Origin of the sequence: Polaribacter marinaquae, assembly GCF_038019025.1 — a bacterium.
Lineage (GTDB): Bacteria > Bacteroidota > Bacteroidia > Flavobacteriales > Flavobacteriaceae > Polaribacter > Polaribacter marinaquae.
In genome coordinates this window covers 2,496,866-2,509,271 of record NZ_CP150496.1, presented here as the reverse complement: position 1 = coordinate 2,509,271, position 12,406 = coordinate 2,496,866, and the positions used below count along the sequence as shown (strand labels likewise).

The 12,406-nt window shown below is 30.3% G+C and carries 12 protein-coding genes; 8 read left to right on the top strand and 4 right to left on the bottom strand.

Annotated elements, in window-relative coordinates:
* Positions 1 to 28: 28 nt before the first annotated feature.
* Complete coding sequence (alaS, locus tag WG950_RS11360; protein WP_340932460.1) at positions 29 to 2,647, top strand: alanine--tRNA ligase; 2,619 nt, start codon at positions 29 to 31, stop codon at positions 2,645 to 2,647.
* Positions 2,648 to 3,598, top strand: coding sequence for a GSCFA domain-containing protein (locus WG950_RS11355; protein ID WP_340932457.1), 951 nt, complete (start codon positions 2,648 to 2,650; stop codon positions 3,596 to 3,598).
* Between the two features lie 41 nt (positions 3,599 to 3,639).
* Here WG950_RS11355 and WG950_RS11350 read toward each other — a convergent pair whose 3' ends face one another.
* Positions 3,640 to 4,086 (bottom strand): hypothetical protein, encoded by a 447-nt coding sequence (locus WG950_RS11350; protein ID WP_340932456.1) that lies wholly within the window; start codon positions 4,084 to 4,086, stop codon positions 3,640 to 3,642.
* Positions 4,087 to 4,301: 215 nt separating this feature from the next.
* On the opposite strand from WG950_RS11350, the gene WG950_RS11345 reads away from it, so the two are divergent.
* The gene (locus WG950_RS11345) at positions 4,302 to 4,688 is read left to right on the top strand and encodes a hypothetical protein (protein ID WP_077810176.1); all 387 of its coding nucleotides are present in this window, start codon (positions 4,302 to 4,304) and stop codon (positions 4,686 to 4,688) included.
* Positions 4,689 to 4,692: 4 nt separating this feature from the next.
* Here WG950_RS11345 and WG950_RS11340 read toward each other — a convergent pair whose 3' ends face one another.
* Both WG950_RS11340 and WG950_RS11335 read right to left on the bottom strand, forming a co-directional pair.
* On the bottom strand, positions 4,693 to 4,968 hold the full coding sequence (locus WG950_RS11340; RefSeq protein WP_077811383.1) for a rhodanese-like domain-containing protein: 276 nt from the start codon (positions 4,966 to 4,968) through the stop codon (positions 4,693 to 4,695).
* 51 nt (positions 4,969 to 5,019) lie between these two features.
* Complete coding sequence (locus tag WG950_RS11335) at positions 5,020 to 6,756, bottom strand: aromatic amino acid hydroxylase (protein WP_340932452.1); 1,737 nt, start codon at positions 6,754 to 6,756, stop codon at positions 5,020 to 5,022.
* Between the two features lie 211 nt (positions 6,757 to 6,967).
* On the opposite strand from WG950_RS11335, the gene gpmI reads away from it, so the two are divergent.
* Genes gpmI through WG950_RS11310 form a run of 5 tightly spaced genes read left to right on the top strand, consistent with a single transcriptional unit; the run spans position 6,968 to position 11,072 of the window.
* The gene (gpmI, locus tag WG950_RS11330) at positions 6,968 to 8,485 is read left to right on the top strand and encodes a 2,3-bisphosphoglycerate-independent phosphoglycerate mutase (protein ID WP_340932450.1); all 1,518 of its coding nucleotides are present in this window, start codon (positions 6,968 to 6,970) and stop codon (positions 8,483 to 8,485) included.
* 17 nt (positions 8,486 to 8,502) lie between these two features.
* Complete coding sequence (locus WG950_RS11325; protein ID WP_340932449.1) at positions 8,503 to 9,033, top strand: thioredoxin family protein; 531 nt, start codon at positions 8,503 to 8,505, stop codon at positions 9,031 to 9,033.
* Positions 9,034 to 9,432: a BT0820 family HAD-type phosphatase gene (locus tag WG950_RS11320; protein ID WP_077810182.1), complete on the top strand. Its 399-nt coding sequence runs from the start codon at positions 9,034 to 9,036 to the stop codon at positions 9,430 to 9,432.
* Positions 9,433 to 9,490: 58 nt separating this feature from the next.
* Positions 9,491 to 10,294, top strand: a complete 804-nt coding sequence (map, locus tag WG950_RS11315) for a type I methionyl aminopeptidase (RefSeq protein WP_077810183.1) — start codon at positions 9,491 to 9,493, stop codon at positions 10,292 to 10,294.
* Positions 10,295 to 10,304: 10 nt separating this feature from the next.
* The gene (locus WG950_RS11310; protein WP_340932442.1) at positions 10,305 to 11,072 is read left to right on the top strand and encodes a methyltransferase domain-containing protein; all 768 of its coding nucleotides are present in this window, start codon (positions 10,305 to 10,307) and stop codon (positions 11,070 to 11,072) included.
* 6 nt (positions 11,073 to 11,078) lie between these two features.
* Here WG950_RS11310 and WG950_RS11305 read toward each other — a convergent pair whose 3' ends face one another.
* Complete coding sequence (locus WG950_RS11305; RefSeq protein WP_340932439.1) at positions 11,079 to 12,359, bottom strand: tetratricopeptide repeat protein; 1,281 nt, start codon at positions 12,357 to 12,359, stop codon at positions 11,079 to 11,081.
* Between the last annotated feature and the right edge of the window lie 47 nt (positions 12,360 to 12,406).

The window sequence follows — 12,406 nt, the reverse complement described above, 5'->3', positions numbered from 1 at the left end:
AATAACCAATCTAGAAACTTCTTTCTTTATGAAATCTCAAGATATTCGTGCTACATTTTTAAACTTTTTTAAAGATAAATCTCACCTTATTGTGCCGTCTGCACCCATGGTAACTAAAGACGACCCAACTTTAATGTTTGTAAATTCTGGAATGGCACCTTTTAAAGAATATTTCTTGGGTAATGGCTCGCCTAAAAGTACAAGAATTACAGATTCGCAAAAATGTTTAAGGGTTTCTGGTAAGCATAATGATTTAGAAGAAGTTGGTTACGATACCTATCATCACACATTATTTGAAATGTTGGGTAATTGGTCTTTTGGAGATTATTTTAAGAAAGAGGCTGTCGCTTGGGCTTGGGAATTATTAACCGAAGTTTATAAAATTGATAAAGACATTTTATATGTTACCGTTTTTGAAGGTTCTGACGATAAAGACAATTTAAAATTAGATACTGAAGCCTACGATATTTGGAAACAATATATAGATGAAGACAGAATTTTAAAAGGAAATAAAAAAGATAACTTTTGGGAAATGGGAGAACAAGGACCTTGCGGACCTTGCTCTGAAATTCATGTAGATATTCGTTCTGCAGAAGAGAAAGCAAAAGTTGATGGTAGAACTTTAATAAATGAAGATCATCCGCATGTTGTAGAAATATGGAACTTAGTTTTTATGCAGTTCAATAGAAAAGCAAACGGAACTTTAGAAGAATTACCAAACAAACATATAGACACAGGTATGGGATTTGAACGTTTATGCATGGTTTTGCAAAATGTACAATCTAACTACGACACAGATGTTTTTAAACCAATTATTAGCGAAATTGGAACTATTACAAATACAACTTACGGAAAAAACGAAAAACAAGACATTGCAACTCGTGTAATTTCAGATCATGTTAGAGCGGTTGCTTTTTCAATAGCAGATGGCCAATTACCAAGTAACACAGGTGCAGGTTATGTTATTCGTAGAATTTTAAGAAGAGCTATTAGATACGGATTTACGTTTTTAAATAAAAAAGATCCATTTATTTATAGACTTGTAGAAGTTTTAAGCAATAAAATGGGAGAAGCTTTTCCAGAAATTAAAGCACAAAAACAATTAATAGAAAATGTAATTAGAGAAGAAGAAGCTTCTTTCTTAAAAACTCTAGACAAAGGATTACTTTTATTAGACGGAATTATTGATACTTCTAAATCCAAAGAAATTTCTGGGGAAAAAGTATTCGAATTATATGATACTTTTGGATTTCCTATTGATTTAACTGCTTTAATTTTATCTGAAAAAGGCTATACTTTAGATGAAAACGGTTTTAAAGAAGAACTTCAGAAACAAAAAAATAGATCTAGAGCTGCAAGTGAAAGCTCTACAGAAGATTGGGTAGTTTTAATTGATGACAAAGAAGAAGAATTTATTGGTTACGATTATTTAGAAGCTGATGTAAAGCTAACTAAGTATAGAAAAGTAACCTCTAAAAAAGATGGCGAAATGTTTCAATTAGTCTTCAATTTAACACCTTTTTATCCTGAAGGCGGAGGACAAGTTGGTGATAAAGGATATTTAGAAGATACACACGGTGATGTTGTTTATATTTTAGATACTAAAAAAGAAAACAACTTAATTATACATTTTACCAAAAATTTACCAAAGCATTTAAACGAGAGTTTTAAAGCTGTTGTAGATAAAAAACAACGTTACAGAACAGAATGTAATCATACAGCAACACATTTATTGCATCAAGCTTTAAGAGAAGTTTTAGGAACTCATGTAGAGCAAAAAGGTTCTGCTGTGCATTCTAAATATTTACGTTTCGATTTTTCTCACTTTTCTAAGTTAACTGCGGATGAGTTAAGCGATGTAGAAGATTTTGTTAATGCGCGTATTTCTGGTAAACTACCTTTAGTAGAAAAAAGGAATATACCAATGCAACAAGCTTTAGATGATGGTGCCATGGCATTGTTTGGAGAAAAATATGGTGATACTGTTAGAGCAATTAAATTTGGTAAATCTGTAGAATTATGTGGTGGTACACATGTACAAAACACCGGAGACATATGGCATTTCAAAATTAAATCTGAAGGCGCTGTTGCCTCTGGAATTAGAAGAATAGAAGCAATTACTAATGATGCTGTTAAAGGTTTCTATTCTGAAAATAACAAAACTTTATTCGAAATTAAAGACTTACTTAACAACGCTAAAGAACCCGTAAAAGCAGTTTTAAAATTACAAGAAGATAATGCGTCGCTTCAAAAACAAATAGAACAACTTTTAAAGGAAAAAGCGCAAAATTTATCAGGAGAAATTAAGAACAATCTTCAAGAAATTAATGGAGTGCAATTTTTAGCTACAAAAGTAGATTTAGATGCAAACGGAATTAAAAACTTAGCTTTTAGCTTAGGTAAAGATCTAGATAATTTATTTTTATTGTTTGCTACTGCTCCTTCTAAAGACAAAGCGATGTTAACTTGTTACATTTCTAAAGAATTGGCAAAAGAACGTGGTTACGATGCTGGTAAGGTTGTTAGAGAATTAGGTAAATTAATTCATGGTGGCGGTGGTGGCCAAAACTTTTTTGCAACTGCTGGTGGTAAAAACCCAGGTGGAATACCGAAAGCATTAGACAAAGCAAAAGATTATTTAGTATAAATGATTTTTCAGACACAAATACCAATCAAAAGAGAAGATAACAATCTTATTTCTTATCATTCTAAAACACTTTTAATTGGTTCTTGTTTTTCAGAAAACATTGGTAATAAACTTGCTTTTTATAAGTTTCAAACACAGCAAAATCCATTTGGTATTTTATTTCATCCGAAGGCAATAGAAAATTTAATTTCTAGAGCTATCAACAGTAAATTCTATACCGAAAAAGAATTAGTTTACAACAACGAAAGGTGGCATTGTTTTGATGCACACTCAAGTTTAAGTGCTTCGGATAAGAAAACGCTTTTATACAACTTAAATTTAGCTTTAAAAAACACTAAAAGTTATTTAGAAAATTCATCTCATATTCTTATAACATTAGGTACTTCTTGGGTATATCGTTATTTAGAAAATGATTGTATTGTAGCAAATTGTCATAAAATTCCGCAGAAAAAATTTTCTAAAGATTTACTTTCTGTTGATGAAATTACCTCAACTTTAAAAAAGATAACTTCTCTAATAAAATCAATTAATAAAAATGCTAACATTATTTTTACAGTTTCACCGGTTAGACATTTAAAAGATGGTTTTATAGAAAACAACAGAAGTAAAGCGCATTTAATTAGTGCGGTTCATGCTACCGTAAATTCTGATATGAATTCATATTATTTCCCTTCCTATGAAATTGTAGTAGATGAATTGAGAGATTATCGTTTTTATAATGAAGATATGATTCATCCGAATAACATTGCAATAAATTATATTTGGGAAAAATTCACAGCAACTTGGTTTTCTGAAGATTCTAAACCAATTATGAAAGATGTTGAAACAATTCAGCGAGGAATTGCACACAGACCTTTTAATGAAGCTTCTGAAGAACATCAAAAGTTTTTAAAAAACTTGCAATTAAAAAAAGCACAGTTAACTAAAAAACTTCCTTTTATTAAATTTTAAAAAAGCTTACCGAAAACTATGCTCGATAAGCTTTTAATTAATTAAAATAATCCAATTCTTACTCTTGGCACACCAACTCTTACACTTGTTCGTGTTCTATATCTTGGTTGACTTCTATACTCGTAACTGTAATAATATCTTGTGTGATTGTGATAATAATAACCATGATGACAATGTGAATCACAGTGATTGTGATGTTCTGCATAAGCATCTCTTTTACCTTGCATATAGGCATCATACGCTTCTTTGTCTTTTTTCTTTAACTCTTTTTCGTAGGCTTTTTGTTCTTTCCAGAATTGTTTTTCATCTTTTTTAGATTTAGCCTCATATTGTTGTTCGAATTTGGCATCTTCCTTTGCTCTTTTTTGATAATAAGCAGATTTAGACAGTTCTTTTTGTTCTAATTGCTGTTCTTTTTGTTCTTGAGCATTTAAAAATCCGATTGTAAAAAGAGCGATAAATGTTGCTATTAATTTGATTGTTTTCATAATTTAAAAATTTATAAATTCTAATACATAATTTCTATTATCTATTAGTAAAACAACTCAATTGTAATTTACCCTACCTTTTTTGAAGATTTAAATTATATATATTTGAAGTTAAGAAAAAATATTAAAGAAAATAAAGCGCACAAAAAAGAAACTTAATTTAGTACATTAATATTTTGTACCTTTAAGTCTTAGGTAAAATAATTACTGAAAGTATGATTAGAAAAATTATTACAGGTTTAGTTTCTGGTGCTCTGGTTGGTATTTTTGTTTCTGCAATTATACAACCAACTACAAGCGAATTAATAGAATTATTTTTAACTAAGATTACCGCCACAGCAATAATTACTGGTGGTTTGGGCGGAATTTATGCACACTTATCTAAATCTAAATTACAAGTCTTTTTTGTACTAATTCTAATAGGTATTATTACTTTCGTTTTAAAACGCTTAATTACAGGTCAAAACTTAGATGCTTTAACTATGGGAGCATTTGTAGGTGCAATGCTTGGTGGTATTTTTGCAATTATTAGAAAAATAAAACACACTTACATAATTTACTTGAAATTACGTAAGCGTAGAAGAAAAGGGTTTGGCAAATAGGTTTTTATAGCTCTTTTGCTACATTTTGCCAAGGTCCGCCATTTATAACATCAACTCCGTTTTGAGCTAAAAACTGAGCAGCTTGCCCACTTCTACCTCCACTTCTACAAACTGTAATTACAGGTTTGTTCCAAGATTTTATTTGTTCTATTTCTAACGGAATTAAATTTAAAACAATGTGTTTAGAAGACTCTATATGTCCTTCATTCCATTCTTCTAAAGTTCTAACATCTAAAATTACGGCATCATTTTGTAAATATTCTTTAATTTCTGCACTCATATCATTTCTTTTAAACATGCTAAATAAGCCCATGTTATGTTGTTATTTTGATTAATGGCACAAAGCTAAACCATTTTCTATCAATTTTGTGTAACTATTATTACTTTTTAAAACCTCTAAAGATTTTAGAATCTTTTCTTGAATATCTAATTTATGTGTTTTTGCTAATTCATATAGTTCTAAAAGCAATAACCAATCATTTTTATAATTATTTAAAAGGTCATTATAAATAGATTCAATTTTTTGTTCTGTTACGTTTTTTGTATTTCTAATTTCTCTTACACTATCGTATAAACCATATAATCTTTTCTGATTATCAGAATACTTAATTTTATGTGTTTTTGTTTTAGAAACTTCACTTGTATCTTCAAAAGAATTGATATCTGCTGCACCAGCATAAGCCGATACAACTTCTTTACCCACAGCCATGTCGTAAACACCCCATTCTGGTTGAAATAAAACCTTATCATTATGGGTAACTGTACAGTTTTCAAAAGAAATTATCAATATTTTTCCTTTTAAATCTCTTGTACCTGTAATTACATTTCCTATTACTTTTAAACCGCCTTCAAACTCTAAAGTAATTGTTTTACCTTCATAAATTTGGTAAGCTTCTAAATCTCTAGGACTCATATTTTCGATAGGAATATTAATTCCTTTTAACTTACCTATTGGGCTACCAAAACCATCTGCATGCGTTTCGATACCATGACCAATCAACTCTTTATCTCTGTTAGACAAAGCAGTTGGCCCTGTTGTTTGAAAATAAATTGGCTTGTTATTTTCGTCTGCAATAACATTTGTAAAAACGCCAGAAACTTGAATACCCGTACTAAGCTCAATCGTTCCAAGGTTTTTAGATTCTATCAATTTTCTTAAACCAGATAAACCTCCTTTTCTAATTGCCATTTTATTGGCAAATTGTTCTAAAACTAAACTTAAATGAGCAAAATCTGGAGTTACAAAAAGTTGTGGTTGTGGTTTTGTAATATCAAAATTAATATTAGCAGCTTCTATAGAATATGGTTTTTTAACCACTTCTTCTTTCATACACCATGCACTTTCACCTATGGAAGAAAGTAAACCGGCTCCATAAATTTTAGGATTTTCTAAAGATCCAATCAATCCGTACTCAACAGTCCACCAGTGTAAGTTTCTTATCTGTGCCATTTCAGATAATTCACCCATATTTTCTTGCAGATACTCTACTTTTTCTTGCGCTTCTGTAATTTCTTTTTCTGTAGAATTTGGATCTTCTTTCAAAATAGACAATAAACGTATTGCTTCATACATTTCATAATCTTTAGCAGAAGAAATTGCTTTGCATCCTATCTCTCCAAATCTTCTTAAATACTCAGCATATTCTGGATTTGCAATAATTGGAGCATGACCTGCAGCTTCATGAATAATATCTGGCGCAGGTGTATATTCTATATGATTTATAGTTCTCATGTCTGATGCAATTACCAGAACATTGTATGCCTGAAATTCCATAAAAGCATTTGGCGGAATAAATCCGTCTACAGAAACTGCAGCCCAACCAATATCTTTTAAAATACGATTCATACCTTCCATGTGTGGTATAACTTCTGTAGAAATTCCTGTTTTATCTAAACCTTTTATGTAAGAATTATGTGCAACTTTACTTAAATAATCAACATTAATTCTCATTACATAGCGCCAAACGGCTTGGTTCTGTGCTGTATATTCTTCATAAGGCTGCTTAACTACAAACTTATGTAAGTGTTTTGGTAACTTTTTTGTGACATCATTCAATTGAAACTGCATATTCTTCTATTTATTGAATTATTCTTACAAAATTACGGATTAAAATAGTAATTCTTTATTTCTATTTCATGAAAATTTCTTTTTTTAATCTGAATAATATTACAATTGAAAAAAAGCAAGAATAATACTAGTAATTTTACGGTATCGGTTTCGTAAAAACTTAATAAGAAGACAAAAAACTTTCTTATTTTTACTGTATAATTTTAGAAAAATGGACAAGAAAGTAATCTTAATGATTTTAGATGGTTGGGGAATAACTCAAGACCCAAAAGTATCTGCAATATACAACGCAAAAACACCTTACATTAATAGTTTGTATGACAAATATCCGCATGCAGAATTAAGAACAGACGGTTTGCATGTTGGTTTGCCAGAAGGTCAAATGGGTAATTCTGAAGTTGGACATATGAATTTGGGTGCAGGTAGAATTGTATATCAAAATTTAGCTAGAATTAACAAAGCTGTAGAAGAAAAAACTTTAGGTAAAGAAAAAGTACTTTTAGACACTTTTAACTTTGCAAAAGAAAACAATAAAGACGTGCATTTACTTGGTTTGGTTTCTAACGGAGGAATTCATGCACATATTAATCATTTAAAAGGAATTTTAGATGTCGCTAAAGAAAATCAAGTAGAAAATGTTTACTTACATGCATTTACAGATGGTAGAGATTGTGATCCTAAATCTGGTACGTTTTTTATAAATGATATTCAAGAATACATGAAAGAAAGTACAGGAGAATTGGCTTCTGTAACTGGGCGTTATTATGCTATGGATAGAGACAACAGGTGGGAACGTGTAAAAGAAGCTTATGATGGTGTTGTAAACGGAATTGGTAAAAAAACAACAGAAGTTCTTGCTGAAATGAATGCAAATTATGAGGCTGGTATTACAGATGAATTTCATACACCAATAATTGCTACAGACAATAGCGGTAATCCGAAAGCAAAAATTAAAGAAGGAGATGTTGTCTTGTTTTTTAACTATAGAACAGATCGAGGAAGAGAATTAACAAATGCGCTATCGCAGAATGATTTTCCGGAATTCGGAATGAAAAAATTAGACTTATACTATACAACCATTACTTTATATGACGAAAGCTTTAAAGGAATAAATGTAATTTATAATAACGATAATATTAAAAACACATTGGGTGAAGTTTTGTCTAAAGCTGGTAAAAAACAAATTAGAATTGCCGAAACAGAAAAGTATCCACATGTAACTTTTTTCTTCTCTGGTGGCCAAGAAGCTCCTTTTGAAGGTGAATCTAGAATTTTAAGAAACTCACCTAAGGTAGCTACTTACGATTTAAAACCAGAAATGTCTGCTTATGAATTAAAAGATGCTTTGTGTGAAGATTTAGAAAAAGGTGAAGTAGATTTTGTTTGCTTAAATTTTGCAAACGGAGATATGGTTGGCCATACAGGTATTATGGAAGCAGCAATAAAAGCTTGTGAAGCTGTAGATGCTTGTGCAAAAGAAGTTATAGAAACTGGTTTAGAAAATGATTATTCTATTTTATTAATTGCAGATCATGGTAATTGTGAAACAATGATGAACCCTGATGGTTCACCTCACACTGCACACACTACCAACCCTGTACCTTTTGTTTTAATTGATAAAGAGATAAAGTCTATAAAAAGCGGTATATTGGGAGACGTAGCACCTACAATTTTAGAATTAATGGGTGTAGCACAACCAGAAGAAATGACACAAAACTCTTTATTATAGAATCGTAAACAAATACAATGAAAAAAATTTTACTCTTATTTTTTGTAATTGCATTAAGTTCTTGCAGTGCACAACAAGAAATTACAGCTAAAAAAAACAATAAAGGCAATTTAATTGGCTTTGCAAACAAAGAATCTTTCAATCAAGCACCTTACAGTGCTTGGTTTACAAAAAATTATGACTCTTACAAACCAGACGCAGCAACTATAGAAGCTTTAAAAAGTGCTTTAAAAGGATATAAAATTAAAGGTTTTATGGGCACTTGGTGTGGCGATAGTAAAAGAGAAACACCGCGTTTTTTTAAAATACTAGAAATGGCAAATTTCAACCTTAAAAATGTAGAGCTTATCACCGTTAATCGTTCTAAAAGAACACCAGACAATTTACAAGAAGGCTTTAATATTATAAGAGTACCAACATTTATTTTTTATAAAAATGATAAGGAGGTTGGGCGTTATGTAGAATATGCAAGACAAACTCTAGAAAAAGATATTCTTAAAATAGTTACAAACAAACCATATAAACATTCTTACGACAGAAGTAAATAAATGAAAAACAATAATTTAATTATTGCTGTAGATTTTGACGGTACAATTGTAGAAGACGGTTATCCTAAAATAGGAAAAACACAACTTTTTGCTTTCGAAACCTTAAGAAAACTTCAAGCAGAAGGTTTTAGGTTAATCTTATGGACATATAGAAGTGGCTCTAGATTAACTGAAGCCGTGGCTTTTTGTAAAGAAAACGGAATTGAATTTTATGCTGTTAACAAAAGTTATCCAGAAGAAATTTATGACGAAAAATACAGTAGAAAAATTAACGCCGACATATTTATAGACGATAGAAATGTGGGTGGTTTTATTGGTTGGACACAAGTTTACAAGCAAATTTTTAACCACGAACCAGAACCTAAAAAGAAAAAAGGTTTTTTCTCTTTTTTCAAATAACAAAATCAGTCTACAAATTACTTAAATTATACTAACTTTGTGGTTCAATTTTTTTAACATGATAAAGATTAAAACCAAAGAAGAAATAGAAATTATGCGCGAAAGTGCATTAGTAGTTTCTAAAACATTAGGTATGCTTGCCAAAGAAGTTAAGCCTGGTGTTTCAACTTTATATTTAGATAAATTAGCAGAAGAATTTATTAGAGCAGAAGGTGCAATTCCTGGTTTTTTAGGGTTATATGATTTTCCGAACACGCTTTGTATGAGTCCGAACTCTCAAGTTGTTCATGGTATTCCAAATAAAGATCCTTTAAAAGAAGGCGATATTATTTCTATAGATTGTGGTGCAATAAAAAATGGTTTTTATGGCGATCATGCATACACTTTTGCTGTAGGCGAAATAGAACCAGCAACCAAAAAATTATTAGACGTAACTAGAGAGAGTTTGTATGTTGGTATAAGAGAGTTTAAAGTTGGTAACAGAGTTGGCGATGTTGGTTATGCGATTCAGAAATTTACTGAAGACCATGGTTATGGTGTTGTTAGAGAACTTGTTGGTCATGGTTTGGGTAGAGAAATGCACGAAGACCCAGAAATGCCAAATTACGGAAAAAGAGGACGAGGAAAAAAGTTTGTAGAAGGAATGGTTGTAGCTATAGAACCAATGACAAATTTAGGAACTCAAAAGATAAGACAACATTCTGATGGTTGGACAATTACTACTTTAGATGACAAACCATCTGCTCATTTTGAACACGATGTTGCAATTCTAAACGGAAAACCAGAATTGCTTTCTACATTTAAATATGTACACGAAGCTTTAGGAATTGAAACTACAGAAGAAGACGAATTTAGACAGTAAATAAACGTTAATGTCTATATTTAAAACCATACTTAACACCATACCTAGACCTTGGTTAATTAAAGCAAGCTATCTAGTTAGACCAACTATAGCTTGGTATTTAAAAGGTGATAATTTTACAGATCCTATTGATGGTAGAAGTTTTAAAAAATTTCTACCTTACGGATATGGAAACCAGAGAGAAAATGCACTTTCTCCTTCTACACTTTCTTTAGAAAGACATCGTTTAATGTGGCTTTTTCTTAAAGATGAAACTAATTTCTTTACCTCAACAAAAAAAATAAACGTTTTACATATTGCACCAGAACAATGTTTTTTAGATATCTTTAGAAAACAAGAAAATCTAAATTATTTAACATCAGATTTAGAATCTCCAATTGCCGATGTAAAAGCAGATATTTGTGATTTACCTTTTAAAAATAACGAATTTGATGTTGTTTTTTGTAATCATGTTTTAGAACACATTCCTGATGACACTAAAGCGATGCAAGAACTGTATAGAGTTTTAAAACCTGGTGGTTTTGGTATTTTTCAAATTCCGCAAGATTTATCAAGAGAAAAAACTTTTGAAGACGATACTATAACAGACAAAAAAGAACGTGCAAAAATATTTGGTCAATACGATCATGTAAGGGTTTACGGAAGAGATTATTTTGATAAACTGCGTGCAATTGGTTTTAAGGTTGATGAAGTTGATTATACAAAAAAAATCGCTCCAGAAAAACTAGAACGATTTTGTTTAATGAAGAACGAAATTCTTCCCGTATGTTATAAATAATTGAGATTACTGAAATTTCCTTAAATATTCTGGTAATTTTTCTAGTTTTTTATCTCCATTTATAATTACTCCATTTTTAAGAATCTGATAAACACCATCTTCTACTTTAAATACTTTAGAATCTCCTTTATAATTTGCTTTACTATCTTTAGCTTTTGAAACTTTTGTTCCGTTTTGATTTACCCAAGAAATAGTATCTCCTTTTACAGCTTGCGCTTTGTTATCATGAAAAGAACCAATATAATCGTACTTAGAATCAGCATACAACATTGTACCATCTACAGAACATAAAAAAGCTTTAACATTATAATCTCCTTCTACATATAGCGGGTAAATTCCGCCACCTAAATGACCTCCAAACAAATACCAATCTTTATCTACTTTTACTTCACCATCTTTATTATATTTTCTTAAAACATCGTTCTTTTTTAAATCTTTCATTAAATCTTCTTTATTAGAGATTTTAACAATTTTACCTTGATTTAAGTCAAAAACTAAAGGTTCATATGAGTTGTTTGGATATGTAATTAACCTTCCGTTTTCTCTTGGCAACATTACCTTACCAAAATGTGTAGAAAGCGCGTTAAAGTCAGATGGATTTGGTAATAAAATACCTGTACCGCTATTTGTATTAAAACTATAAATTTTAGTTGCCTCTTTAGATTTATTCAGTAATAAAAAATACCCCGCAAAATTAATTGCATTTGTGTATTCTTTGGCTTCTAAAATTATTTCTGCTTTATCATTTATAACTCCAAACTTACCTTCTTTAGAAAACAATGCATAATTGTTAGCGTTAAAATTGTAAACACTATCTACTTTTAAAGCCATATCCATAGAAGTCTTTTTCCAAATAAATTTTAAAGAATCTATTCTTTTAAGTTCTTTAGATTTCCTAATTCTCTCTTCTTCTAATATTCTTTCTCTTTCTATTTGCTCTTTCAATTCTTCATCAATAGTAACAAATAGTTCTAATTGCTGCTGATAAGTTTCAGATTTTTTATTTTTAGCTAGTAAAAAATATTGTTTCGAATATTTTTGAGCTTGTCTGTAATTTTTTAATTCGTAGTATATTCTTGCTCCTAGGTCTGCAACAGAAGGTTTTGTTACGGTATCCATGTATTTCATGGCTTTTTCAAAAAGATCTAGTGCTTCTTTATAATCTATACTTTCTTCAATAGCAGTATTGGCTCTATTTATATATACGTTGGCAATTTCTGAATTGTTTTGGGCATAAAAGCTACAAAAAAAAGTAGCAAAAAAAATAGATAACAATTGTTTTTTCATAGTAAATGTTGGGTATTGAGAACTTTAGAGTGCAATATAAAAAAAAA

Bases quoted from the DNA above. Each gene is read 5' to 3' on its own strand.
- alaS (WP_340932460.1), top strand. From the start codon at position 29: ATGAAATCTCAAGATATTCGTGCTACATTTTTAAACTTTTTTAAAGAT.
- WG950_RS11355 (WP_340932457.1), top strand. From the start codon at position 2,648: ATGATTTTTCAGACACAAATACCAATCAAAAGAGAAGATAACAATCTT.
- WG950_RS11350 (WP_340932456.1), bottom strand. From the start codon at position 4,086: ATGAAAACAATCAAATTAATAGCAACATTTATCGCTCTTTTTACAATC.
- WG950_RS11345 (WP_077810176.1), top strand. From the start codon at position 4,302: ATGATTAGAAAAATTATTACAGGTTTAGTTTCTGGTGCTCTGGTTGGT.
- WG950_RS11340 (WP_077811383.1), bottom strand. From the start codon at position 4,968: ATGAGTGCAGAAATTAAAGAATATTTACAAAATGATGCCGTAATTTTA.
- WG950_RS11335 (WP_340932452.1), bottom strand. From the start codon at position 6,756: ATGCAGTTTCAATTGAATGATGTCACAAAAAAGTTACCAAAACACTTA.
- gpmI (WP_340932450.1), top strand. From the start codon at position 6,968: ATGGACAAGAAAGTAATCTTAATGATTTTAGATGGTTGGGGAATAACT.
- WG950_RS11325 (WP_340932449.1), top strand. From the start codon at position 8,503: ATGAAAAAAATTTTACTCTTATTTTTTGTAATTGCATTAAGTTCTTGC.
- WG950_RS11320 (WP_077810182.1), top strand. From the start codon at position 9,034: ATGAAAAACAATAATTTAATTATTGCTGTAGATTTTGACGGTACAATT.
- map (WP_077810183.1), top strand. From the start codon at position 9,491: ATGATAAAGATTAAAACCAAAGAAGAAATAGAAATTATGCGCGAAAGT.
- WG950_RS11310 (WP_340932442.1), top strand. From the start codon at position 10,305: ATGTCTATATTTAAAACCATACTTAACACCATACCTAGACCTTGGTTA.
- WG950_RS11305 (WP_340932439.1), bottom strand. From the start codon at position 12,359: ATGAAAAAACAATTGTTATCTATTTTTTTTGCTACTTTTTTTTGTAGC.